We start from the raw sequence: 21,803 nt of genomic DNA on the forward strand, positions 1-21,803 counted from the left end.
CCATCCTGACGCTTTCGAAATCCACTGTCGCGTCGTCTCGCAGGCCGAACGTCGTAGCAAAGTGGACTTCCGCTGCCCCGGGGTGCAAGGCATGCCTGCTCCGACATGTTCATCTTTATTCGCGAGGCTCCGCAAACGTGCTGAACAACGGAGAGCCGCTTTGCACTAAAGACCAATAAGCCCCGCTTTTCGGCAACTCCAGGCGCGCTAGATCATATTGGATCGGAGTTAGGCAGTTCTTCGAACGAAGAGCAGGAGCTGTATATGGTAACAAGCGAGCCAGACAGTGTCCGTGTAAAAGCTATCAATGGCCAATGGATCGTGCGCGTCGTCGATGGCGGCAGGCTGACACAGCAAGTGTTCGATGTTCAGGCGCAGGCCGAGATCTTCGCCGAGGAGGAACGGCTGCGTTTGGGGTTGCCCGGAGAGCCGCCGGCCGGGGAGCCGGTCGGGCCGCTGCGACGCCGACGGGCCCGCTAGCCTACCTCGCCCATGAGGGGAGACGGGCAGCTGCGCCGTCCCGTTGGCCCAGATGCTCGGCTCTCAGCCTCCGCTTCATCCGCTCCAGCGCCGGCTCGCCGCCGGCCGCGAGTTCATCCGCGATCCGCGCGAGCTTATCGTCGGCGCTGCGATGTTTGCTGCCCCAGGCGCCCAGCGTCGCCAATACCGGTAACAGGTCGATGCCGGCTTCGGTCAGCCGGTAGATCGCCTTCAGCCCGTGGCTCGGGTCGTCGCTGCGGGTGAGGATGCCTTCGTCCACCAGTGTCTGCAGCCGCTCGGCGAGCGTGCGGGACGAGATGCCTTCGTCGGATTGCAGGAACTCGCGAAAATGCCTTTTCCCGGCGAAGACCAGGTCGCGGATGATGAGCAGCGTCCAGCGGTCGCCGAGCAGTTCGAGCGAGAGATTGATCGGGCAGCCGGATCGTCCCTTGGTCGACATCGGTACGGTTCCATTTTTAAATCAATTTACTATTGACACCATTGCCGTATCGCGTCAAATGGTTCCAAAAGTAAATCAATTTGAGAGGAGACCGGAGATGAAAAAGCTGATCCTGCAAATGCAGATGTCGGTCGACGGTTTCGTCGGCGCCGATGAGGACCGTCGGTGGCAGCTCTGGGACTGGGGCGACGACAGCGCCTGGGACGAGGAACTCAAACAGGACTTCAACGCCATTTTCGAGACCATCGATACCATCCTGTTGAGCCGCAAGATGGCTGAGGAGGGCTATCTGAGCCACTGGGGTAACGCGGCGAAGAAATATCCGAAGGACCCTTTCTATGCCTTCGCGCGGCGCATCGTCGACGCTGAGAAGGTGGTGGCGAGCGATAAGCTCCGGGTATCGCGCTGGGAACGCACGCGGGTCGTGAGCGGCGACCTGCCGCGCGAGGTGCACAGGCTGAAACAGGGCGAGGGTGGCAACGTCGCCGTGTTCGGGGGCGCCGGCTTCGCCTCGGCGCTGGTTGCCGCGGCCCTTGTCGACGAGTACCACCTCTTCATCAATCCGGCGGTTCTGGGCAGCGGCCGCCGCATCTTCGACAAGGGCGGATTTGGCAGGCTGAAGCTCCTCGGCTCGAAGCCCTATGCAAGCGGCATGGTGGTGAGCCGCTACGCGCCGGCGCAATGACAGACACCACCGAGGCGCGCTGAATCAAGCCGGCAGCGCGCCTTGCTAACTCGTGTTGGCCGGGCCTTTCCCGGATCGGCTGGGAGCCGCCTCCGCTGACTAGCCGGAGTTGCCTGGCTGGCCGTCCCGGCCGCAGCCAGGCTGCATGCTCGTTCCCAGCGGCGACGAACCAGCGGGCTTCACGGGATGTCAGGCTGATAAGCACCCGGCCGGCCTATTCGGCCGGCGCCCCGTTGCCCGCATCGAACACCGCCCAGCTGTTGCCGGCCGGCTTCTGCACCGCTACGAACCTCATCGCAGACTCCACCTGTGAAGAGATCGGCAATATAGCAGACGCGACTTGGCGTTCCTATGATGTGGCTCACATTGGCACACAGTTGAGGTGGATAGCCGGGCGCCGACTGGAGTCGCCGCATGTTGCGTCCCAACGATGTGTCCTGGCAGTTTAGACTACTGTCCCGCCTGGTCGGCATCGGTCAGCGTGCCGAGGAAGGCGACGATGTCGTCGATCTCGGCATCGGTCAGCGCCGGCGTGTCGCCGGGGTTTCTGCCGTTGAAGGGCGGGTCGGTGTTGAGGTTTCCCCAATAAGCCTTTGGCAGGTCGTCGAATTTGTTGACCGTGCCATCGGCCTTCTTCGGATACCAGCGCGCGGGGTCGCTGTCGCGGCTGGCATAAAAGGCCACCGCCTCGCGCAGCGAGTGGAAATAGCCATTGTGGAAGAAGCTTTTCCGGAGCGCCACGTTGCGCAGCGTCGGCGTCTTGAACAGGCCGCAATAGTCGGCGCGGCCGTTGAAGTCGGTGCGCAGCGGACCGCACAAGCCAAGGTCGAAATAGTTGGAATCGGCATTGGCGGGAATCGCCGGGTTACGCGGCACGGCGATCGCGATCAGGCCGTAATCGGTGAATTGCGGCGGCTCGCCGTCATTGGCCGCTTCGCTGAGATGGCAGCTTGCGCAATTGCCCTTCGCCGCGTCCTCGAACAGCATGCGGCCACGCAATTCCTGGGCGGAGAGCTGCGCCTTGCCGGCGAGGAAGGCGTCGTAGCGGCTGGAATAGGGATAGAAATCGGCGCTGCTCTGCTCGAACGTGCCGAGCGCTTCGACCGCGGCGTCGAAGGCGTCCTGCGGGTGCTCGAAGACATCGGCGCCGAACGCCCCCTTGAAGGCGTCGGCATATGGCGCCTGGCGCAGGCTGGCGACCACCTGGGCCGCGTCCTTGTTGCCCATCTCGAAGGGCGAGAGCAGCGGGATTTTCGCTTGGTCCTTGCTATGGTCGGCGCGGCCGTCCCAGGTCAGGCCGCCGGTCGGGCCATTGTCGACGCTCTCGTCGCCTTCGTCCTCGGAATCGTAGAAATGCTCGGTAAAGGCCGGCGCCGCCTGCAGGTAGCGCAGCGACGGCACGGCGCGAACGCCGGGCTGGTCGAGCTTCGCTCCGCCCATTTCGACCGGCGAGGCCGAGGCCGGGCCGAAAGCATGGTTGGGATCATGGCAGGACGAGCAGGCCTGCTTGCCCGATGCCGAGAGAGACGGATCGAAAAACATCTGCCGCCCAAGCGCCGTCAGCGCCTCGGCTCGCGCATAGGCTTCCTGGCGCGACATAGGGCCTGGGTGAAGGCTGGATGGCTCCGCGGTATTGGCAGGCGCGGTGAAGCCGACTATCGAGGCCGCCAGAAGGGCGACCGCATGATTTTTCATCGTATGCGGCGGCATCCCTGATTTCTTTCGCCCGATCATCCGCGACGTAGGGATCGAATGCAACGGATTGAATGACCGGCTTTCTCGCTCACGAACCGTGTTCGGCCGCTGCAGAACTGTCACATAGGTGACAAGGCGTCGAAGCAGCTGGGCATTGTCGCAGCTGCAGTTGGCGTTCCAGCCGGCTTCAAGGCCGCGCAGGCTGTCAGCGCTACGGGGAGAAATGTCCGGCAGGACAATGAGGGGCAGCGCCGGCCCTTGGCGATTGTCCTTCTCAATCATCGTCCGCTATTGATGGTTATCGATCTGACGAGGAACGCAATGGCTGACCTGAAGCTACGCACCCGCAACGCCGGCGCGCTTGCCGTCCTGCCGCCGGGCGGCCTGCCGGCGGTCACAACCCCGACCGGCGGTACCGTCGACGTGGTCACGCAGGTCAGCGCTCCCGGCTTCAGCCCGCTCGACCTGCTCTATGCCTCTTTAGCCGCCTGCATGGTGCTCAGCGCCCGCATCGCCGCCACCCGCCTTGGCGTCGTCGACCGACTCGGCGAGGTGAGGGCGGATGTGAGCGGCGGCAAGGCGAAGGACGAGCCGTCGCGGGTCGAAACATTCATCGTCAGATTGGAGATCACCGGCGACCTCGATGCCGCAATGAAAGAGCGGATCCTGGCGGACGCGGAAGACATCTGCACCGTCTCCAACACGCTGCGCGGCGCGCCGTCGCTTCGCGCCACATTGGGGTGAGCGCGATGGCGCATCTATCGCCGATCGACTACCCGACCGCCTCGGACGACATCCGCGCCGAGCACGACCGAGAGCTCGCGCTGCGCGGCCGCATGACCAACATGAAACGCATCCTGCTTCACTCGCCGACCGCCCACCGCATCTACGCGGAATGGTTCATGCTGCGCGACCTTCTCAAGCCCACGCTCGACGACCGCGCCATCTGGCTGTTCTCGAAGGCGATCGCCGGGACGATGCGCGCCGAGATCCCCGTGACCTTCTTCCGCCGCGCATTGATCGACAGCGGGCTCGACCCCGAAGCGATCGAGCCCACCGCCGACGAGGCGCTGCTGATTGGCTTCGGCAAGGCGGTCGCCGCTGATGCCAACGCCGTTGCGGATGAGACGTGGGCCGCGCTTAAGGCGCGCTATGACGAGACGCTGCTGGTCAACCTCACCGCCTTCGCCGGCATCATGGTGGCGACCTGTGTGTTCACCAATGCTGTGAAGGTGGATCTCGATCCGGAGCTGGAGATGTATCGCAAGCGGTGAAGCTGCTGATCTGTCCCGCAAGGGAGATCAGCGCTCCAGCGCCTCGCCACCTTGTCATGAAACGGGTGGTTCGCTCCGGCTGCGCGCCCCATCTTCAGGACAAGCAAGCGATGGAGCGAACCCATGACCATCCATCCCCTGAACACCAAACGCGCCAGCCGCTCCGCCGAATCCCGTGTCGCGGCGCAGGATTGGCGCGCGCTGGTGTCAGACCTCAATGCCCATGGCTGCGCGGTCGTGTCCGGCCTGCTGTCGGCGGACGAATGCGCCGATATCGCTGCCCTCTATCCGCATGAAGAGCATTTCCGCAGCCACGTCGTGATGGCGCGTCATGGCTTCGGCAAGGGCGAATATCGCTACTTCAAATATCCGCTGCCTGACCTGATCGAAGGCCTGCGCTCAGCCCTCTATACCCGCCTCGCCACGATCGCCAATGACTGGAACGAGAAGATGAGGGTTGCCCAGCGCTATCCCGCCGAGCACGCCGCCTTCCTGAAGCGCTGCCACGACGAAGGCCAGACGAGACCGACACCGCTTCTGTTGCAATACGGCCCCGGCGATTTCAACTGCCTGCACCAGGACCTCTACGGCGATCTTGCCTTTCCGTTGCAGGTGGCGATCCTTTTGTCCGAACCTGGTGCGGATTTCACCGGTGGCGAATTCGTGCTCACCGAACAGCGCCCGCGCATGCAGAGCCGCGCAGAGGTGGTGCCGCTCAAGCGCTGCGATGCGGTGATCTTCGCCGTGCATAACCGGCCGGCGGAGGGCACGCGAGGTCACTATCGCGTCAACCTGCGCCACGGCGTCAGCCGGCTGCGCTCGGGCAGGCGACATACGCTAGGCATTATCTTCCATGACGCGAGGTGACACTCCCCGAGGCGGCGTTTTTCGCCTCTACGCTCCCGGCCGCCGATAACGAATCGATTTCGCCCTGCCCAGCGCGCCCATCGTGTCCTCGACGCTGAGAAGGACGGTGGTCTCGCAGGAGCTGAGTGCCCCTCCGGCACCGATGGCGAGCACGACGGACGCCATCGAAACATTGTCCGGCGCCTCCCACAAGTTCCAGCCGTCATGTTCGCCGAACGCGTACCAGAACCCGTGCAGCTTTCCGCCCACCGATTCTATGTATGAGCTGGCTGCCTTGCGGCGATCCTCGGGGTTTTCGATCATTCGCGCCCATGTCTCGGGCGTGTAGCTGAAGCGCGTCAGGTACATGGCCATAGTTGGACCTCCCTTGCCAGAGCCCATCAAGTGGTTGGCTCCAGCACTAAGCGCTCGATCTGTCGGCGACGCGAATCAATTTTACCGCGGCTTGGTTCTGCCTCGAAGGAATAGCCGAGCGCGGTATGCGGCGCTTCTGCTCTTCCCTCCGCACCCTCATTCGCGTATGCCCCGGGCAAATCCCGCCATCTCAGCGCAGTTTCCCGCACCGTCCCATGATCCGTCTCGAAAATATCGGCAAGCAGAACGGCCGACAGATCGTCTTCATCGAAGCCTCGGCCGCCTTGCAGAAGGGCGAGAAGATCGGGCTTGTCGGTCCGAACGGCGCCGGCAAGACGACCTTGTTCCGCATGATCATTGGCCAGGAGCAGCCGGACGAGGGCCAGGTGTCGGTCGATCGCGGCGTCACCATCGGTTATTTCAGCCAGGATGTCGGCGACATGGGCGGCTTGAGCGCCGTCGCCGAAGTCATGGAAGGCGCCGGGCCGGTCAGCGCGGTAGCCGCCGAGATGCGCGAGCTTGAGCACGCCATGGGCGATCCCGGCCGCGCCGACGAGATGGATGAGATCATCGAGCGCTATGGCGAATTGCAGCACCGCTTCGAGGAGCTCGACGGCTATGCGCTGGACGGCCGCGCGCGCGAGGTTCTCGACGGTCTCGGCTTTTCCCAGGAGATGATGGACGGCGACGTTTCAAAACTTTCCGGCGGCTGGAAGATGCGCGTGGCACTCGCCCGCATCCTATTGATGCGGCCCGACGTCATGCTGCTCGACGAGCCGTCGAACCATCTCGACCTCGAAAGCCTGATCTGGCTGGAGAAGTTCCTCAAGGATTATGACGGCGCGCTGCTGATGACCTCGCACGACCGCGAGTTCATGAACCGTATCGTCACCAAGATCATCGAGATCGACGCCGGCGCGCTCACCTCCTATTCCGGCAATTACGAATTCTACCAGGAGCAGCGTGCGCTGGCCGACAAGCAGCTGCAGGCGCAGTTCGAGCGCCAGCAGGCGATGCTGGCCAAGGAGATCGCCTTCATCGAGCGCTTCAAGGCGCGCGCCTCGCATGCGGCGCAGGTGCAGAGCCGGGTGAAGAAGCTCGACAAGATCGACCGTGTCGAGCCGCCGAAGCGCCGCCAGACGGTAGCCTTCGAGTTCCAGCCGGCGCCGCGCTGCGGCGAGGACGTGGCGACGCTGAAAGGCATCCACAAATCCTATGGCAGCCGCTCGATCTATTCAGGCCTCGACTTCCAGATACGCCGCCGCGAGCGCTGGTGTGTCATGGGCGTCAACGGCGCCGGCAAGTCGACGCTTTTGAAGCTGGTGGCCGGTGCCTCCGAGCCGGACGAGGGCTCGGTTGCGCGCGGTCCGAGCGTCAAGATGGGCTATTTCGCCCAGCATGCGATGGAACTTCTCGATGGCGAGCGCACCGTCTTCCAAACGCTGGAGGACAATTTTCCGCAGGCAGGCCAGGCGCCGCTGCGCGCTTTGGCCGGCTGCTTCGGTTTTTCCGGCGACGAGATCGAAAAGAAGTGCCGCGTGCTTTCCGGCGGCGAGAAGGCGCGGCTGGTGATGGCGCTGATGCTGTTCGACCCGCCCAACCTGCTGGTGCTCGACGAACCGACCAACCACCTGGACATCACCACCAAGCAGATGCTGATCGAGGCGCTGTCGCAATACGAAGGCACCATGCTCATCGTCTCGCATGACCGCCATTTCCTGGCCGCGCTGTCCAACCGCGTGCTGGAGCTGACACCCGAAGGCATCCACACCTATGGCGGCGGCTATACGGAATATGTCGCCCGCACCGGCCAGGAAGCGCCTGGGCTGAGGGGGTAGGGCCGCTTTTCAGCCGAAAAGTTTCGTCACGAAGCCGCTGAACCAGGCAAGCTGTGCCGCGTGGTGAGCTTCCATCAGCCTGTCCTGTTCGTCCCGGTCCTGCGCGCCGAGCGTTCCGTAGGGCGCGCCTTGCCGTTCCTGCCAGCGCCGAAAGCCGGCCGGACCCTGCTCGGCATGGAATTGCAGCGCGTAGGTCTTCTCGCCGATCCGGAACGCCTGATTGGGGAATCTCGCTCGAGGCGAGATGCACGGCGCCTTCCGGCAGGGCGAACGTATGAAAATGGTTCTGTGGCAGGAAGAGCGCCCGGTCGAGAAAGTCGCCGGCCTCAGCCGTCGGCGTTATCTCGAAATAGCCGAACTCTCTGATGCCGCTTTCCACCGGCCCGACATCGGCGCCCAGATGCCAGGCGATCTGCTGCGCGCCCTGGCAGATGCCGAGCAGCGGCAGGTCGTTCTCCAGGCAATGCTCGATCAGCGCAGCCTCGTCGTCGAGGAACGGATGCTTGTCGGTGTCGAAGACATTGAATGGTCCGCCATAGATCACGGCGCCGTCGACAGCGCTGAGATCGATCGTCTCGCCTTTGAACGGCATCGCGGTCGTGATTGCATGGCCGTCGGCCTCCAGGGTGGTCTGGGCGCGATCGTCGCCCGGTTCTTCCCAGTGCCGGACGAGAACAATACGTTTCATCAGAGGCTCCTGCCGCTTATCCGTAGGAACTATAAGGCTAAGCGGCCTGTCGGAAATGTGCCAGCGCCCAGTTACTGCTGGGCTCCGGCAAGCCATTCAAGCGCAGCGCCGGCGCTTACCCCTTTGCCAACCCGCGATCGATCAGCCGCGCTAGGCGCGCCGAGAACGCCTTGGCGTCCGCCGGCTTGTCGCCGTCGAGCACGCGCGCTTCGTCGTAAAGCAGGTGCGCGGCGTCTTCCTTGAACGCCTTGTCGTCGTCGCCGAGCTTTGCCAGCGCCGCTACGCGCTCGTGGCGGGGGTTGATCTCAAGGATCGGCTTGGCCGCTTTGTCGAGCCGGCCGGCGGCATTGAGCAGGCGCTCGAACTGGCGATCGGGGCCGTGCTCGGGAGCGACAAGGCAGACGGCGCTTTCGGTCAGCCTGTCGGAGGCCTTCACGTCCGACACCTTCTCGCCAAGCGTCGTCTTCACGAAAGCCAGGAAGGCGGCGATATCCGATGACGTTTCGGCCTCGGGCTTCGCCGTATCCTCGGGCAGCGCGATATCGGCAAGTTCCGCCGCGCCCTGCGTCACCGACTTGAACGGCTTGCCGTCGAATTCCGGTGCCATCGTCACCCAGAAACTGTCGACCGGATCGGTGAGCAACAGCACCTCGATGCCGCGCGCGCGAAAACCTTCGAGCTGCGGCGAAGCTTCGAGCCGGGCGCGATCGTCGCCGGCCATGAAGAAGATCGCTTTCTGGCCTTCCTTCATCGCTCCGACATAATCGGCAAGGCTGCGCCAGCCTTCGCCTGAAGTCGTCGAACGGAAGCGGGCAAGCTTCAGCAGCTGCTCGCGCCGCTCGTAGTCTTCATAAAGACCTTCCTTGAGGACGACGCCGAAATTCTCCCAGATTTTGGCGTAGGCCTCGGCATCGTTTTCGGCCGTTTTGGCGAGGTCGCCGAGAATGCGGTTGGTGACGCCCTTGCGGATCGCTGCGAGCAGGGGGCTTTCCTGGATCATCTCGCGCGAGACGTTGAGCGGCAGGTCGGCGGAATCGACCAGGCCGCGCACGAAGCGCAGGTAGCGCGGCAGGAGATCGGCATCGTCGGCGATGAAGACGCGCCGCACATAGAGCTTCATGCGGCCCTTGCGGTCCTGGTCGAACAGGTCGAACGGCCGCGATCCCGGCACGAAGGCGAGCACACCGTATTCCTGTCGGCCCTCGGCGCGGAAATGGATCGTCGAGGCTGGCTCGTCATACTGGCCGGCGATGCTGCGGTAGAAGTCGGTATATTCCTCCGGCTTGATCTCGCTCTTTTGCCGCACCCAAAGCGCCGTGCCGTCGGCGATGTCGCGCGGTTCGGCGCCGGGTTTCTCGACGAGCGTGATCGGCACCGGCACATGTCCCGACTGCGACTTCGCCAGCCCCTCGAGCCGGTAAGGCGTGGTATAGGAAGAGGCGTCTTCCATCAGATGCAGCACGACGCGCGTGCCGCGCTTGGGTGCGGCCTCGAGCGGGATCGGCGCGATTTCGTAGGTGCCCTTGCCGTCGGAGGACCAGCGGAAGGCTTCGTTGCTGCCGGCTTGGCGGCTGATGACGTCGACCCGGTCTGCGACCATGAAAGCGGAATAGAAGCCGACGCCGAATTGGCCGATGAGCTGCGTGTCTTCCGCCGCCTTGCCCGCCTCGACGCGCTCCATGAAGGCGCGTGTGCCCGAGCGCGCGATCGTGCCAAGCGCCTCGGCCATCTCGTCGCGGCTCATGCCGATGCCGTTGTCCTCGACGGAGAGTTCCTTGTTGTCCGGATTGGCGGCAATCGTGATGCGCGGCTTGGCATCGTCGCCCAGAAGCTCTGGCCGGCTCACCGCCTCGAAGCGCAGCCTTTCGCAGGCATCCGCCGCGTTGGAGATCAGCTCGCGCAGGAAGACGTCCCGGTCCGAATAGACCGAATGCACCATCATATGCAGCAGCCGCGAGACGTCCGCCTCGAATGTCCTGGTTTCCTTCGCCTTGGTGTCCGTCGTCATTCAGAATTCCTGGGTTCGGTTATTTTGTCCGTCGCGCCAGCACGCGCCGGTTTCAAATCTTCAGCCATTATTGCTTGTGGACGCGCGCCCTGCCAGCGCTGCGGGCGCCAGCGAAACCACGTCCGGCGCCAGAATATCGTGGCGGCGGGCGAAGGCAACAAGGGTTGCCCGCACCATTTCCGCGTCGATCTGGCCGGCAATGCCGGCTTTGCAGGCGTTGAGCGCGATCGCATATGCGCTGCTCCTGCTCGCAGCCGGCCAATCCTGCAGCAGGGCGTAGGCTTCCGCCACCGTCTCCAGCCGCACCGGCAAGCCCATGCCGACGAGGACAGTGACAGGCTCTTCAAAGCGGTCGTGGTTCATGGTCTGGACCCTCTTTCGGGTGGGTGCCCATGGCGCTGGGGCGAAGGCCGGTCGTCCCGGCGAGCGCAGGCCGGCGCGGGTAGGGCGCTTGCAGGACGATGCCGTGCGGCCGCGACTGGCCTATGCCGGTGAAGGCCTGCACAACCACCGGGCCCGCCGGCGTGGTGTGCGCCGCTGGACTCTGCTGGTTCAGGCGCGGCGGCGGCAGCGCGCTATGCGCCTTGGCCAGGGCCTCGATCCAGGCGGCGACCGCCAGCGGCACTGGCGCGCGCCCCTCAATCCAGCGCGCCACGTCGTTTCTGGCGCAGCCAAGCTCCTGCGCGAGGTCTGCGGCGTCCCATCGCACGGTTCTCAGGCATTCCCGCAATCGTCCCGCAATCATGGCAATCCTCGTCCGTTCCGCGATCGGATGGACCCCGCCTTGGAAGCGGGGCCCGATTTGGCTCAGCCGCGCGCCGATGTTTCCGCCGCCGATACCTGCTGTGCGGCGAGGAACATCAGCGTCGAGGCAACCGTCCGCCGGTTCCATCCGGCGGATTCGGCCGTGTCGAGCAAGCGTGTCAGCAGCGGCTTCAGCGCGCTCCGGCACTCGGTTTCATAGGCGAGGAATTCGCTTGCCGGATGCGTCGGCGCCGGAACCGAGCCATTTCCGCTCATCATATCCATAAGGGCCTCCCATTGTTGCTGGTGAAGCGCCCGCTCCCGTTGCCGGAAGCGGGCCTTTCGTCAGCGTCTCAGAAGTCCATGCCGGCGCCGGCCGGCATGGCCGGAGCGGCTTCCTTCTTGGGCTTCTCGGCCACCATCGCCTCGGTGGTGACGAGCAGTCCTGCGACCGAGGCTGCATCCTGCAGCGCGGTGCGCACCACCTTGGCGGGGTCGATCACACCCTGCTTGTAGAGGTCGCCATACTCGCCGGTCTGGGCGTTCCAGCCATAGGCGAATTCGGTCTTCTCGCGCAGCTTGCCGACGATGATCGAACCTTCCGACCCGCTGTTCTCGGCGATCTGCCGCGCCGGAGCTTCGATCGCGCGCCGCACGATATCGACGCCGTATCTCTGGTCCGGGTTGTCGACGGCGACCGCGTCGAGCGCCTTGGCCGCCCTGAGCAAGGCAACGCCGCCGCCGGGCAGGATACCTTCCTCGACCGCGGCGCGCGTGGCGTGCAGCGCGTCGTCGACACGGTCCTTCTTCTCCTTGACCTCGACTTCCGTCGCGCCGCCGACGCGGATCACGGCAACGCCGCCGGCGAGCTTGGCCAGCCGCTCCTGCAGCTTCTCGCGATCATAGTCGGAGGTAGTCTCCTCGATCTGGGCCTTGATTTGCGTGATGCGGCCCTGGATCTCCTCCTTCTTGCCGGCGCCGTCGACGATGGTGGTGTTTTCCTTCTCGATCGCGACCTTCTTGGCGCGGCCGAGCATCTCCAGCGTGACGTTCTCCAGCTTGATGCCGAGATCCTCGCTGATGGCCGTGCCGCCGGTGAGGATGGCGATGTCCTCCAGCATGGCCTTGCGCCGGTCGCCGAAGCCCGGAGCCTTGACGGCGGCTACCTTCAGCCCGCCGCGCAGCTTGTTGACCACCAGCGTGGCCAGAGCCTCGCCCTCGACATCCTCGGCGATGATCAGCAGCGGCTTGCCGGACTGCACCACGGCCTCCAGCACCGGCAGCAGGGCCTGAAGATTGCTGAGCTTCTTCTCGTGGATCAGCACATAGGGCTCTTCGAGCTCCACGCGCATCTTGTCCTGGTTGGTGATGAAATAGGGCGAGAGATAGCCGCGATCGAACTGCATGCCTTCCACGACTTCCAGCTCGGTCTCGGCCGTCTTGGCTTCCTCGACGGTGATGACGCCTTCGTTGCCGACTTTTTCCATAGCCTCGGCCAGGAAGCGGCCGATCTCGGCATCGCCATTGGCCGAGATGGTGCCGACCTGTGCGATCTCGTCGTTGCTGGTGATCTTGCGGGCATTGACCTTGAGTTCGGCGACGATCGCATCCACCGCCTTGTCGATACCGCGTTTCAGATCCATCGGGTTCATGCCCGAGGCAACGGCCTTAGCCCCTTCGCGAACGATCGCCTGGGCAAGCACGGTGGCAGTGGTGGTGCCGTCGCCGGCGATGTCGCTGGTCTTCGAAGCGACTTCGCGGACCATCTGGGCGCCCATGTTCTCGAACTTGTCCTCGAGCTCGATCTCCTTGGCGACGGTGACGCCGTCCTTGGTGATGCGCGGCGCGCCGAACGACTTGTCGATGACGACGTTGCGACCCTTCGGACCGAGCGTCACCTTCACCGCGTCGGCGAGGATGTTGACGCCGCGCAGCATGCGCTCGCGGGCGTCGGAATGGAATTTGACTTCCTTGGCAGCCATTGGATCACTCCTTGTTTAGGCAGCTTTCATTGACTGGGTTGCGGTTCTATCGAAGCCCCGGTCAGGCGGCTTTCTTCAGCGTCGCGGCCTGCTCGATCACGCCCATCACATCGCTTTCCTTCATGATGAGCAGATCCTCGCCGTTGAGCTTGATCTCGGTGCCGGACCACTTGCCGAACAGGATGCGGTCGCCGACCTTCACGTCGAGGGGCACGAGCTTGCCGCTCTCGTCGCGGGCCCCCGGGCCGACGGCGATGACTTCGCCTTCCTGCGGCTTTTCCTTGGCAGTGTCGGGAATGATGATACCGCCGGCCGTCTTCTCTTCGGCCTCGATGCGGCGCACGAGTACGCGGTCATGCAGTGGACGGAACGTCATATCGTTCTCCTTCAGGACAAACAGATTGCGAGAGGTTCCTCCGCTCCGGGCCGGCAGGACCGGAGCGGGGCTCGCGCGACCCTTTCGGCATCGCGCGCATGTCGAGCTAGTTTTGCCTTCTTCTACTTTCAAGGGGGTGCCACAAATTTTTTGGCACTCTCGACCGCCGAGTGCTAGCGCGCTGAAAACATGCGGTAAATTGGACCGCTCCGATAACGGAGAGGCTTGAATTCGCGATTGAGTTGAACAAGATTATCGGCGCCCGGCAGCGCCGGGACCATTGAGAAACTGGAACCCGAAACAAGGAGTTTTTTGGAGACGGAGGACAGAAATGGACCGACAGACGCTTTCGCCGATCATTCCTTCCCTAGCTCCCGAAATATCAGACCTTTCGCTCGACCGGCTGCTGTCGCCGGCCAGCCATTTTCAGCATCCGCGGGATGTGCTGGAAGACGGCTCGCTCGACATATGGGAAAAGCGGGCGATCCTTTCGTCCTGGGCATCTGACGCCTGCGCCGTGGAATCGATGCCTGCGCTGCGCCAGCCGCCGGGCACCGAGCGGCCGGTCTCCTTCGACGACATCATGGATGCGCTGCGCCGGCTTGATGCGCTAGCCCCGTCGCCCAGCGGCCCTACCGATAACGACCACCGGCAGTTGGTCGACCGGCTGAGCGCGTGAGGGCCCGAAGGCGATGGCGAGAGCGGTCAGCAGGGAATTCCGCTTGCAGATGAATGGCTATGGCTTGACCACTGCCGAGATCCATTATCATCTGCCCGATCATCCGAGCCTGCTCCAGCTTTACGTCTGGCAGGACTATGATCTTGCCCCGGATTTCCCCGCGCTGAGGGGCTTTCTGGGTTTTTGGGAGCGCGAGCTGGCTGGCGCCTTGCATTCCGTCCGCGTCGCCCACCATCGGCTCATCAGGGCATCGGAATGGCGGGCCGTCGACGGGATCATCGCAATCCATTGAAGACCAGCTCCCCAAGGCGGTCGTGTTGCACGGCCGCCTTCAATTCATAATTTGCCTGCCTGCATGCAGATGACGAGGCCGAGTTTTTCACGACCTAAAGGCGCGTCGGGGCGGGTCTTGACGTGCCGGCGTTGAATTCCCAGATCGATGATGCCGGTGCTTGAGATAGACCGGCAGGTCAAGGGGCACCGCTTCCTTGGCGCCCCTCGTATCTATGTTGCTCAATGGAGGATGTAGCTATGAGAACCACGTTTGACTTCAGTCCCCTGTTCCGGTCGAGCATAGGCTTCGATCGAATGCTGAACGCGCTCGAAACGGCGAGCCGGATCGAAACCGTCGACAATTGGCCACCCTACGACATCGCCAAGACCGCGGATGACGACTACCGCATAACCATGGCGGTGGCCGGATTCTCGCAGGATGAACTGGCCATTACCCAGGAGCAGAACATGCTTATGGTCTCGGGCCAGAAAGCCGGCGAGGACAAGGGTGAGTACCTGCATCGTGGTATCGCCGGCCGCGCGTTCCAGCGACGCTTCGAGCTTGCCGACCACGTCAAGGTCGTTGGCGCCAGCTTGGTCAATGGGCTGCTGACGATCGATCTGAAGCGCGAAATCCCGGAAGAGATGAAACCGCGGCGGATCGAGATCGCAGCCGACAGCGCAACGCTCAAAGGCACGACAAAGAAGATCGAAGCCGAGAAGCACGCTGCTTGAGGGCCTTCCTGCGAGCGCATCCGCGCTGCGCGCCGGGCACTGCCCGGCGCGCAGGAGCTTTTCGAGCCGATGAACAGAAAGGAGCGAAACCATGAGTGTCCGTGATCTGATTCCCTGGGGCCGAAGCAACGGCAACCAGCTTCCAAGCATATTCCGCGACGGTGAGCGCGACCCGTTCCTGTCGCTGCATCGCGAGGTGAACCGCCTGTTTGACGACGTTTTCCGCGGCTTTGACAGCCGCTTGCCGTCTTTGGGCGGTGTTTCCGCCCTCGGCGCCGGTTGGCCGAGCGTCGAGATCTCCAACGGCGAGAAGGAGATCAAGGTGATGGCCGAGGTGCCGGGCCTCGAGCAGAAAGACATCGAGGTCCTGCTCGACGACGGCGTGCTGACGCTGAGAGGCGAGAAGCGCTCCGAGACGGAGGACAAGGATCGGCAGTTCTCCGAGCGCTATTACGGCCGCTTCGAGCGCCGCATCCCGGTTGGCTATGAGGTCAAGGAAGACGAGGTGGATGCCCGCTTCAAGAACGGCGTGCTGACCGTCACCTTGCCGAAGAGCGAGAAGGCGCAGTCGCAGGTCAAGCGCATCGACATCAAGAGTTGACTGCATCGACGCGGGAGGCCGATACGCCTCCCGCGTCGCAATCCGTGAGAGCCACAGCGACCGGATGCCCCGCGCAGCGCAGCTCTTCCCGCCCGATCAGGCGGCTGAGATAGAGAAAATTATGCGACGGGAGTTCCATTTGCCCCTCCAGAAGTGTTCGCATCGCTCATGTGAATGATGACAAGCAGCTCGCCGTCTTTCCCTTTTGCAGCGCATGCTTTCAGCGCCTACTCGAGGGAAAATTAGCATATTTTAGGAGCCGAAGAGGGGATCACCTGGGTGGATCCGCATAAGATTGAGACCGGCGATAACCTTAATTCTGGTTTCATTTGCACAGGCTTCCCGAACGGAAGGCAACGCGATAGATTAGCAATTCGTTAAGTACGCCCGGGGGCGAGCGTAAAAAGTGTGTCGTCGAGCGTAAGGGATGTGCCGTGATGAATTTCAAGTCTCTGATCAAGCGGGCCGAGGACGTCGATAAGGAATTTCAGGAACTCCAATCGGATCTGGCGGAAGCATTCGAGGACGTTCTTAAAGATGATGAACGGCCGCCGTCGGAGGACGATGCCGCTGCCGGCCAGGAACTGGTGGCAAGCGACGAGAATCCGCCGACGTCCGAAGAGCAGCCCGACGCGGCTCCGTCGCGGCTGACGCCGCATACCCAGACACGGCTCGCTGCGCTTGAGGCTGTGGCCGGGCTTTTCCGTGACGGGCAGGGGCATCTGCAGGAGATCGAGGCGAAGCTGGCGGAGATCGCCACCGCGCATCATATGACGCGTGAGGTCCTCAACGTCTTCCATCGCGACGTGTTGCGCTCCAACGAGCTGGAGCTAGCAAACCTCGCTCTCACCACCGAGCGCAAGGCGCTCTCCGAACAATTGCTCGACGCCGCCCGCAAGCAGCGCGAACGTGACGGCGCGGCCGAGGCTTGGCAGCAGCGCGAGGCGGGCCTCGTCCAGGACCGCGAGCAGCTGCGCTCGGCGCTTGCGGCCGTGCGCCTGGAACTGGTGGAGATGGGCAATGAGGCCGCCAGGCGCGAGACGGAGTTCGGCGAGATCGTCAAAGCCCTGACCGCCAAGACCGTCGAAGTCGACAGGCGCGGCGCCGAGAACAAGCTGCTGCGCGAAAAGCAGGTCGGCCTTTCGGTCGATCTGGAGCAGGCGCAAAAGCGCGAAGCGGAGGCCAGGCACAAATTCGATGAGTTCGCGGCGACCCACGCCAGCGAAACCGCTCATATTGCCGAGTTGATGGCCCAGCTCGGCAACCACGAAAAGGAAGAGACTCGGCTGCAGAAAGCCCTGGAGGCGACGCAAGCCAAGCTTGCCGAAACGGTCGAGGCGGCGCGTATCGCCGAAAGCGACAGCACCGCCGAATTGGCGCGCAGCCAGGCGGAAATGCGCGGTTTGCGTGCCGAGATCCAGGAACTGCAGTCGCGTCTGGATAAGGTCTCGACCGACAATGGCGAAGCCACGGCTGAGATCGCCAGGCTCAAGGCGCAATTGAACGACGCCGTCACCGAGCGCCAGATTGCGGAGAAAAGGCTCGCCGTTCTCAAGGATGAGAGCGAAGCCGACAAGAAGAACCTGTCCGAGGTCAGCACCAATCTCTCACGGCTTTCGCTGCAGCAGGCGTCGGAACAGATCCAGCTCGATATCCAGAAGCAGGAATGCGAGGATTTGCGCGCCGAAGTCGAAGCGCTCAACGCCCGCATCCGGGAATTGCTGCCTTACGAGCGCCTGCATCGGGTGACCGACGCAAGGTCGCGCAAGGATGCCGCGCCTCAAACCAACGGGATCATCGCGGAAGCGGCGCGCCCCGTCGCGCGACGCGTTTCCCGGCGCAGCATGCGGGCGAACGGGGGCTGACAAACCGCCGCGCACTTTTCTGGAATGAGGCTTCGCGGGCTATTTGCCCGCCATGCCGTCGGCGAGGTCCTGCGCCTGCTTGAGCAGCGCCGGAAAAGACGGGTCGCCAGGCAGGCGCTGGGCCATGCAGGCGCGGTAGTCGGCGTCGCCCTTTTCCCAGGCGGCGTTGGCGGGATCGGAAGCCTGCGCGTCGCCCTGGTCCGAGCCTTGATCGGCCTGCTGGGCTTTCTGCGCCGCGGCGTCGGCGGCTGCCCAGATTGAATCGCAGGCCGCAATCTTCGGCACGGCGGGCGAGGCCGGCGCCTCGGCGATCAGCACGCGGTCGCCTTTGACGACCGTCACCACGACATGCTGGTCGTAGATCGGACCGACATCCTGTGTCCAGCCGCCGAGCCGCGCGATCGCCATGTCGGCGCCGTCGGGCTTCTTCAGCGGAAAGTCGAGCGTGCCGGAGAATGCTGCGTCACTGCCGATGGCCTGGGTATACAAACTGTCGAGCTTCAATGCCGCGCCGATGTCGGTGGGCAGCTTGAAATCCGCTTCCGCCTCGCTCGATTTGGACTTCAGCCAGCGCTCCGTTAGTCCGCGCGTCGACGCGACGATGCTCGGACCTTCTTCGCTCTGGGCATACCGCAACCCATCCAGCATGCCATAGCCGATATCGGAAGCGTTGAGGCTTTGAATATTGATGGTGCCCGTCGCCGGGAAACCCTTCACGGAAAGCGGGCCGAGAATGGCGGCGAGACGCTGCTGCAGATCGGCCAGCGCCTTCTCGTTCTGCGCATCGATGGTTTCGATGGCGGTGTTGGCGTTTACCTGTGCCGCTATGTCGGCAATCGCCTTGTCGCGCGCCGTGATATAATCATCCTCCGGCGAGCCAGCGAGTGCCGTGCTGCCGGCCAGTGCGAAGAGAAGCGCTAAAACCAACCGCATGCTGCAACCCCAAAATAGCGATCAAGAGCCCTGGCCAGCCATCGCCCGACTTGGCGGCTTTTGCGTGGCGGAAATTGGGGCAGAAGCAATCTTTATTCCGCCTTGCGCTTCTCGACCTCCGCCTTCCTCAGCAAGAAGCGCTGGATCTTGCCGCTCGGCGTCTTCGGCAGCTCGCTCACGAACTCGACCTCGCGCGGATAGGAGTGCGCCGAAAGCCGCTGCTTCACATGCTGGGCGAGTTCCTCCGCCAGTGCTTCGCTGCCCTGGAAGGCGGGCGCCAGCACCACGAAGGCCTTGACGATCTCGGTTCGCTGCGGATCGGGCACGCCGACCACCGCCGCCTCGTTGACCGCGGCGTGCTCGATCAGCGCGCTTTCGACATCGAACGGCCCGATGCGGTAGCCGGACGAGGTGATGACGTCGTCGGCGCGGCCGATGAAGGAGACGGAGCCGTCCGGCTCATATTCCACCGTGTCGCCGGTGCGGTAATAGCCGCCCGCGATCGCCGGCGTTTCCGCCTCGTGGTAGCCGTCGAACCAGCGCAGCGGTGAGTTCGCGATATCGACCGCGAGCACGCCGGGCTGGTTAGGACCGAGCTCATTGCCTTCGTCGTCCAGCACCGCCATGCGGTAGCCCGGCATGGCAAATCCGGCGGAGCCGGCGCGCACGATATGCGCCAGCCCATGATGGTTGTTGACCATCATGCCGTTCTCGGTCTGGCCGTAATGGTCGTGGATCGGGGCGGCGAGATTAGCGTCGAACCAGCGGATCACTTCCGGGTTGAGCGGCTCGCCGGCGCTGCTTACCACGCGCAGCCTGCCCTTGACCCGGGCGGCCGCCTCCGGGCCTTCCGCCATCAGCAGGCGATAGGCCGTCGGCGAGCCGGCAAGGCTGGTGACGCCCAGACGCCCGATGATGTCGTAGGTCGATTTGGCGTTGAAGGCGCCTTCGCAGAAGGTGGTGGCGATGCCGAACTGCAAGGGTCCGGTGATGGCGTAGTAAAGTCCATAGGCCCAGCCGGGATCGGCGATGTTCCAGAAAATGTCGTCGGGCAGTAGCCCGATCGCGTCGCGCATATAGGCGCCGAAGGCAAGCAGCGCGTTGAGCGGCACCGGCACGCCCTTCGGATGTCCTGTCGTGCCCGAGGTCGACATCATCATGAACAGGTCCGAGCCCTTGCGCATCACCGGCGCGCAGTCGGGGGAGGCGACCTCCAGCGCCGCGCGGAAATCGACGTCGCCTGCCGCAAGGGCGTCGCCGGGGCCCAGAATTGCGGCGATGTGCGGGTGGTTTTCCATCTCGTCGAGCTTGGCGCGGTTTGCGGTGTTGGTCACCACCAGCGTCGCCTTGCTGTAACTGAGGCGATGCTCGATAGCCTTCGGTCCGAAGGCGGTGAACAAAGGCTGGTAGACCGCGCCGACCCGCCACGTGCCGAGGATCAGCGCCACCAGATCGGGAATGCGCGGCAGCATGCCGGCCACCACGTCGCCGGGGCGTACGTCGAGACTTTTGAGCAGGGTGCCGACGCGGCCCGCCGTGTCGGCCAGATCGTCGAACGAATATTCGCGCAATTCACCGGCGGCCGAGATCGCGCGCAGCGCCAGCCGGTTTTCGCCGGTATAGCGGCCGCAGCATTCGACATAGGCGTTGATGCCGGTCGCCGTGGAGACGCGCGATCTCGTCCTCATGGCATCCTCCCTCGCCGGCGGATCATCTCCCCATGATCGCCGCCGGAGGAGATTGCCTGAAAAGACGGCGCTGGTCGATTGCGGCGAAAGTCGAGCAAGCGACCGAGGCCGCGCTCCACGGCGGCCCTCGGAGCCGCCGGACAGAGGGGGCGCGACGGAACGCGAGCTTTTGTCTTCAAAGTCCTTTCCAACCAGCAAGTTGGCATCCGTTCCTGATTCGGCGTCTGAGCTGCCTATCCACGCTTCCGATAGAGACTGATGGTCATCTGCTTGCCCACCCCTGCTGGGGCCAGCATGAAGTAATCATAGGTCGTCACCTCGCCGTTCGGACCGACCATCCGCTTCGACCAGATCGGCGCTTCCTCCACCCGCATCTCGGCCCATTGGCGCCCGAAGTCGGGGCTCAGCGCCTTGAGCGGGTCGAGCACGGCGCGAATGTCGGCAGCCGACGCGTATTCGACGGTCGCGGCGCGAAACTGCGCGATCGCCGAGCGAGCCACTACTTCCCAGTCGGCGAACAGCGCGCGCCAGGCGGGATCGAGGAACAGCCGCGCCAGCAGGTTGCGCCTTGCGGGATCCTCCTGATCGAAGCCGCCGAACAAATCCGCCGCCTCGTCATTCCAGGCAATGAAGTCCCAGGCGCGGTTGAGCGCATAGGCCGGGTTGGGCGAGAGCGTGGCAAGCAATCCGGCAATGTGCGGATCGGGCGAGGGGCCTTCGAGCCGCATCGCCTCGGGCAGCCATTCCGGCTTTGCTAGTTTGAACAGGTGCTGGCGTTCCACAGGCAGGAGGTCCAGCACGTCGGCGAGCGCATTGAGCACCTGGGCGGAAGGATTGGCCTCGCGTCCCTGTTCCAGCCACGTGTACCAGGTGGCGCTGATCCCTGCCAGCAGCGCGACTTCCTCGCGCAACAGCCCGTTCGCGCGACGTCGCGTGCCGGTGCGGATGTCATGCCGTGACGGCTCGATCCGTTCGCGCATGGCGCGCAGGAAGCGGCCGAGTTCCTTGCGCCTGTCGATCTCGGCGGTCCGTTCCAGCATCGTTGTGCCTCGAAGGGGGTAGCGGCACTACCAGCAGCGCCGCTCATCTTGTACCACCTTACTACCAGTATAATGAGGCAGCGCATCGCACAACCACACCGCGCCGGAACGCGGCGCCACACAGAGGATCTGCAGATGAATGCGCTGAAAAACATCAGGAATATCGACTACACCGTCGTCTTCGCTCGCGACATGAAGGAGATGCGCCGTTTCTATGAGGACGTAATGGGCTTTCGCGCCCATTCCAGCCTGGGCGAGGGCTGGATTGCCTACCAGGTCGGCTCGTGCCTCCTGGCGCTCACCGAGCGTGGCGTGATGTTCCATGACGCGCCGACGCCGGTGGGCGCGCTCTCTGTGCAACTCGCCTTCCGCGTGACGCCCAGCCAGGTTGATCAATGTGCCGAGACGTTGCGTGAGAAGGGCGTGGCGATCGAAAGCGGGCCGACCGACCGGCCCTGGGGCCATCGCACGCTTTTCTTTCGCGATCCCGATGGCAATGTGCTGGAGATTTACGCGGATATCTAGCCTTGCGGCAGTT

At 63.8% G+C, this 21,803-nt stretch carries 24 protein-coding genes and 1 pseudogene; 12 read left to right on the forward strand and 13 right to left on the reverse strand.

Going from position 1 to position 21,803, the window contains the following annotated elements; genetic code table 11:
• Positions 1 to 264 precede the first annotated feature (264 nt).
• On the forward strand, positions 265 to 480 hold the full coding sequence (locus tag LB528_RS19270; RefSeq protein ID WP_224513184.1) for a hypothetical protein: 216 nt from the start codon (positions 265 to 267) through the stop codon (positions 478 to 480).
• A 1-nt stretch (position 481) separates the two neighbouring features.
• Here the strand turns inward: LB528_RS19270 and LB528_RS19275 are convergent, their stop codons facing one another.
• Positions 482 to 940, reverse strand: coding sequence for a winged helix-turn-helix transcriptional regulator (locus LB528_RS19275; RefSeq protein WP_224513187.1), 459 nt, complete (start codon positions 938 to 940; stop codon positions 482 to 484).
• A gap of 97 nt (positions 941 to 1,037) precedes the next feature.
• On the opposite strand from LB528_RS19275, the gene LB528_RS19280 reads away from it, so the two are divergent.
• Complete coding sequence (locus tag LB528_RS19280) at positions 1,038 to 1,625, forward strand: dihydrofolate reductase family protein (protein WP_224715943.1); 588 nt, start codon at positions 1,038 to 1,040, stop codon at positions 1,623 to 1,625.
• A 450-nt stretch (positions 1,626 to 2,075) separates the two neighbouring features.
• Here LB528_RS19280 and LB528_RS19285 read toward each other — a convergent pair whose 3' ends face one another.
• The gene (locus tag LB528_RS19285) at positions 2,076 to 3,320 is read right to left on the reverse strand and encodes a cytochrome-c peroxidase (RefSeq protein ID WP_224513191.1); all 1,245 of its coding nucleotides are present in this window, start codon (positions 3,318 to 3,320) and stop codon (positions 2,076 to 2,078) included.
• Between the two features lie 321 nt (positions 3,321 to 3,641).
• On the opposite strand from LB528_RS19285, the gene LB528_RS19290 reads away from it, so the two are divergent.
• From LB528_RS19290 to LB528_RS19300, 3 genes are all read left to right on the forward strand, one after another.
• Positions 3,642 to 4,064 (forward strand): OsmC family protein, encoded by a 423-nt coding sequence (locus LB528_RS19290; protein ID WP_224715944.1) that lies wholly within the window; start codon positions 3,642 to 3,644, stop codon positions 4,062 to 4,064.
• A 5-nt stretch (positions 4,065 to 4,069) separates the two neighbouring features.
• Complete coding sequence (locus LB528_RS19295; protein ID WP_224715945.1) at positions 4,070 to 4,594, forward strand: hypothetical protein; 525 nt, start codon at positions 4,070 to 4,072, stop codon at positions 4,592 to 4,594.
• Between the two features lie 123 nt (positions 4,595 to 4,717).
• Complete coding sequence (locus LB528_RS19300) at positions 4,718 to 5,461, forward strand: 2OG-Fe(II) oxygenase (protein ID WP_224715946.1); 744 nt, start codon at positions 4,718 to 4,720, stop codon at positions 5,459 to 5,461.
• Between the two features lie 27 nt (positions 5,462 to 5,488).
• On the opposite strand, the gene LB528_RS19305 is transcribed toward LB528_RS19300, so the two are convergent.
• Complete coding sequence (locus LB528_RS19305) at positions 5,489 to 5,815, reverse strand: GYD domain-containing protein (RefSeq protein ID WP_224513197.1); 327 nt, start codon at positions 5,813 to 5,815, stop codon at positions 5,489 to 5,491.
• Positions 5,816 to 6,030: 215 nt separating this feature from the next.
• Here LB528_RS19305 and LB528_RS19310 point away from each other — a divergent pair, with 215 nt between their 5' ends.
• On the forward strand, positions 6,031 to 7,653 hold the full coding sequence (locus LB528_RS19310; protein ID WP_224715947.1) for an ABC-F family ATP-binding cassette domain-containing protein: 1,623 nt from the start codon (positions 6,031 to 6,033) through the stop codon (positions 7,651 to 7,653).
• A gap of 439 nt (positions 7,654 to 8,092) precedes the next feature.
• On the opposite strand, the pseudogene LB528_RS30435 reads toward LB528_RS19310, so the two are convergent.
• The 7 genes and pseudogenes from LB528_RS30435 to groES form a co-directional block, all read right to left on the reverse strand.
• Positions 8,093 to 8,437, reverse strand: a pseudogene (locus tag LB528_RS30435) (hypothetical protein); the annotation flags it as partial.
• A gap of 19 nt (positions 8,438 to 8,456) precedes the next feature.
• Positions 8,457 to 10,349 carry a molecular chaperone HtpG gene (htpG, locus tag LB528_RS19320; RefSeq protein WP_224715948.1) on the reverse strand — a complete coding sequence of 631 codons (1,893 nt, stop codon included), beginning with the start codon at positions 10,347 to 10,349 and terminating at the stop codon, positions 8,457 to 8,459.
• Between the two features lie 60 nt (positions 10,350 to 10,409).
• The gene (locus tag LB528_RS19325) at positions 10,410 to 10,712 is read right to left on the reverse strand and encodes a DUF982 domain-containing protein (RefSeq protein ID WP_224513205.1); all 303 of its coding nucleotides are present in this window, start codon (positions 10,710 to 10,712) and stop codon (positions 10,410 to 10,412) included.
• Complete coding sequence (locus tag LB528_RS19330) at positions 10,693 to 11,094, reverse strand: hypothetical protein (RefSeq protein ID WP_224715949.1); 402 nt, start codon at positions 11,092 to 11,094, stop codon at positions 10,693 to 10,695. Before LB528_RS19330 ends, LB528_RS19325 begins: the two co-directional genes overlap by 20 nt.
• A 62-nt stretch (positions 11,095 to 11,156) precedes the next feature.
• Complete coding sequence (locus tag LB528_RS19335) at positions 11,157 to 11,378, reverse strand: hypothetical protein (RefSeq protein WP_224513209.1); 222 nt, start codon at positions 11,376 to 11,378, stop codon at positions 11,157 to 11,159.
• Between the two features lie 68 nt (positions 11,379 to 11,446).
• Positions 11,447 to 13,075 (reverse strand): chaperonin GroEL, encoded by a 1,629-nt coding sequence (gene groL, locus LB528_RS19340; protein WP_224715950.1) that lies wholly within the window; start codon positions 13,073 to 13,075, stop codon positions 11,447 to 11,449.
• 61 nt (positions 13,076 to 13,136) lie between these two features.
• Positions 13,137 to 13,451 carry a co-chaperone GroES gene (groES, locus tag LB528_RS19345; protein WP_040988406.1) on the reverse strand — a complete coding sequence of 105 codons (315 nt, stop codon included), beginning with the start codon at positions 13,449 to 13,451 and terminating at the stop codon, positions 13,137 to 13,139.
• Between the two features lie 331 nt (positions 13,452 to 13,782).
• On the opposite strand from groES, the gene LB528_RS19350 reads away from it, so the two are divergent.
• The 5 genes from LB528_RS19350 to LB528_RS19370 all read left to right on the forward strand — a co-directional run bounded on the left by LB528_RS19350 (position 13,783) and on the right by LB528_RS19370 (position 17,604).
• Entirely contained in the window at positions 13,783 to 14,130 is a 348-nt protein-coding gene (locus tag LB528_RS19350) for a hypothetical protein (protein ID WP_224715951.1), read from the forward strand.
• A 13-nt stretch (positions 14,131 to 14,143) separates the two neighbouring features.
• Positions 14,144 to 14,422, forward strand: a complete 279-nt coding sequence (locus LB528_RS19355) for an usg protein (protein WP_224513215.1) — start codon at positions 14,144 to 14,146, stop codon at positions 14,420 to 14,422.
• Positions 14,423 to 14,661: 239 nt separating this feature from the next.
• Positions 14,662 to 15,138 carry an Hsp20 family protein gene (locus tag LB528_RS19360; protein ID WP_224513217.1) on the forward strand — a complete coding sequence of 159 codons (477 nt, stop codon included), beginning with the start codon at positions 14,662 to 14,664 and terminating at the stop codon, positions 15,136 to 15,138.
• Between the two features lie 91 nt (positions 15,139 to 15,229).
• Positions 15,230 to 15,739, forward strand: coding sequence for an Hsp20/alpha crystallin family protein (locus tag LB528_RS19365; RefSeq protein WP_224513219.1), 510 nt, complete (start codon positions 15,230 to 15,232; stop codon positions 15,737 to 15,739).
• A gap of 437 nt (positions 15,740 to 16,176) precedes the next feature.
• Positions 16,177 to 17,604 carry a hypothetical protein gene (locus tag LB528_RS19370; RefSeq protein ID WP_224715952.1) on the forward strand — a complete coding sequence of 476 codons (1,428 nt, stop codon included), beginning with the start codon at positions 16,177 to 16,179 and terminating at the stop codon, positions 17,602 to 17,604.
• A gap of 39 nt (positions 17,605 to 17,643) precedes the next feature.
• Here the strand turns inward: LB528_RS19370 and LB528_RS19375 are convergent, their stop codons facing one another.
• From LB528_RS19375 to LB528_RS19385, 3 genes are all read right to left on the reverse strand, one after another.
• Complete coding sequence (locus LB528_RS19375) at positions 17,644 to 18,537, reverse strand: hypothetical protein (protein WP_224715953.1); 894 nt, start codon at positions 18,535 to 18,537, stop codon at positions 17,644 to 17,646.
• 92 nt (positions 18,538 to 18,629) lie between these two features.
• On the reverse strand, positions 18,630 to 20,225 hold the full coding sequence (locus tag LB528_RS19380) for an acyl-CoA synthetase (RefSeq protein WP_224715954.1): 1,596 nt from the start codon (positions 20,223 to 20,225) through the stop codon (positions 18,630 to 18,632).
• 233 nt (positions 20,226 to 20,458) lie between these two features.
• Positions 20,459 to 21,265, reverse strand: a complete 807-nt coding sequence (locus LB528_RS19385) for a helix-turn-helix transcriptional regulator (RefSeq protein ID WP_224715955.1) — start codon at positions 21,263 to 21,265, stop codon at positions 20,459 to 20,461.
• A gap of 135 nt (positions 21,266 to 21,400) precedes the next feature.
• Here LB528_RS19385 and LB528_RS19390 point away from each other — a divergent pair, with 135 nt between their 5' ends.
• Positions 21,401 to 21,790, forward strand: a complete 390-nt coding sequence (locus tag LB528_RS19390; protein ID WP_224715956.1) for a VOC family protein — start codon at positions 21,401 to 21,403, stop codon at positions 21,788 to 21,790.
• Positions 21,791 to 21,803: the final 13 nt, after the last annotated feature.

Source organism: Mesorhizobium sp. CA4 (assembly GCF_020165075.1).
Classification (GTDB): Bacteria; Pseudomonadota; Alphaproteobacteria; order Rhizobiales; family Rhizobiaceae; genus Mesorhizobium.

Bases quoted from the DNA above. Each gene is read 5' to 3' on its own strand.
- LB528_RS19360 (WP_224513217.1), top strand. From the start codon at position 14,662: ATGAGAACCACGTTTGACTTCAGTCCCCTGTTCCGGTCGAGCATAGGC.
- LB528_RS19295 (WP_224715945.1), top strand. From the start codon at position 4,070: ATGGCGCATCTATCGCCGATCGACTACCCGACCGCCTCGGACGACATC.
- LB528_RS19365 (WP_224513219.1), top strand. From the start codon at position 15,230: ATGAGTGTCCGTGATCTGATTCCCTGGGGCCGAAGCAACGGCAACCAG.
- LB528_RS19290 (WP_224715944.1), top strand. From the start codon at position 3,642: ATGGCTGACCTGAAGCTACGCACCCGCAACGCCGGCGCGCTTGCCGTC.
- LB528_RS19375 (WP_224715953.1), bottom strand. From the start codon at position 18,537: ATGCGGTTGGTTTTAGCGCTTCTCTTCGCACTGGCCGGCAGCACGGCA.
- LB528_RS19285 (WP_224513191.1), bottom strand. From the start codon at position 3,320: ATGAAAAATCATGCGGTCGCCCTTCTGGCGGCCTCGATAGTCGGCTTC.
- LB528_RS19275 (WP_224513187.1), bottom strand. From the start codon at position 940: ATGTCGACCAAGGGACGATCCGGCTGCCCGATCAATCTCTCGCTCGAA.
- LB528_RS19305 (WP_224513197.1), bottom strand. From the start codon at position 5,815: ATGGCCATGTACCTGACGCGCTTCAGCTACACGCCCGAGACATGGGCG.
- groES (WP_040988406.1), bottom strand. From the start codon at position 13,451: ATGACGTTCCGTCCACTGCATGACCGCGTACTCGTGCGCCGCATCGAG.
- LB528_RS19270 (WP_224513184.1), top strand. From the start codon at position 265: ATGGTAACAAGCGAGCCAGACAGTGTCCGTGTAAAAGCTATCAATGGC.
- htpG (WP_224715948.1), bottom strand. From the start codon at position 10,349: ATGACGACGGACACCAAGGCGAAGGAAACCAGGACATTCGAGGCGGAC.
- LB528_RS19350 (WP_224715951.1), top strand. From the start codon at position 13,783: ATGGACCGACAGACGCTTTCGCCGATCATTCCTTCCCTAGCTCCCGAA.
- LB528_RS19390 (WP_224715956.1), top strand. From the start codon at position 21,401: ATGAATGCGCTGAAAAACATCAGGAATATCGACTACACCGTCGTCTTC.
- LB528_RS19355 (WP_224513215.1), top strand. From the start codon at position 14,144: ATGGCGAGAGCGGTCAGCAGGGAATTCCGCTTGCAGATGAATGGCTAT.
- LB528_RS19325 (WP_224513205.1), bottom strand. From the start codon at position 10,712: ATGAACCACGACCGCTTTGAAGAGCCTGTCACTGTCCTCGTCGGCATG.
- groL (WP_224715950.1), bottom strand. From the start codon at position 13,075: ATGGCTGCCAAGGAAGTCAAATTCCATTCCGACGCCCGCGAGCGCATG.
- LB528_RS19330 (WP_224715949.1), bottom strand. From the start codon at position 11,094: ATGATTGCGGGACGATTGCGGGAATGCCTGAGAACCGTGCGATGGGAC.
- LB528_RS19335 (WP_224513209.1), bottom strand. From the start codon at position 11,378: ATGGATATGATGAGCGGAAATGGCTCGGTTCCGGCGCCGACGCATCCG.
- LB528_RS19280 (WP_224715943.1), top strand. From the start codon at position 1,038: ATGAAAAAGCTGATCCTGCAAATGCAGATGTCGGTCGACGGTTTCGTC.
- LB528_RS19300 (WP_224715946.1), top strand. From the start codon at position 4,718: ATGACCATCCATCCCCTGAACACCAAACGCGCCAGCCGCTCCGCCGAA.
- LB528_RS19370 (WP_224715952.1), top strand. From the start codon at position 16,177: ATGAATTTCAAGTCTCTGATCAAGCGGGCCGAGGACGTCGATAAGGAA.
- LB528_RS19385 (WP_224715955.1), bottom strand. From the start codon at position 21,265: ATGCTGGAACGGACCGCCGAGATCGACAGGCGCAAGGAACTCGGCCGC.
- LB528_RS19380 (WP_224715954.1), bottom strand. From the start codon at position 20,225: ATGAGGACGAGATCGCGCGTCTCCACGGCGACCGGCATCAACGCCTAT.
- LB528_RS19310 (WP_224715947.1), top strand. From the start codon at position 6,031: ATGATCCGTCTCGAAAATATCGGCAAGCAGAACGGCCGACAGATCGTC.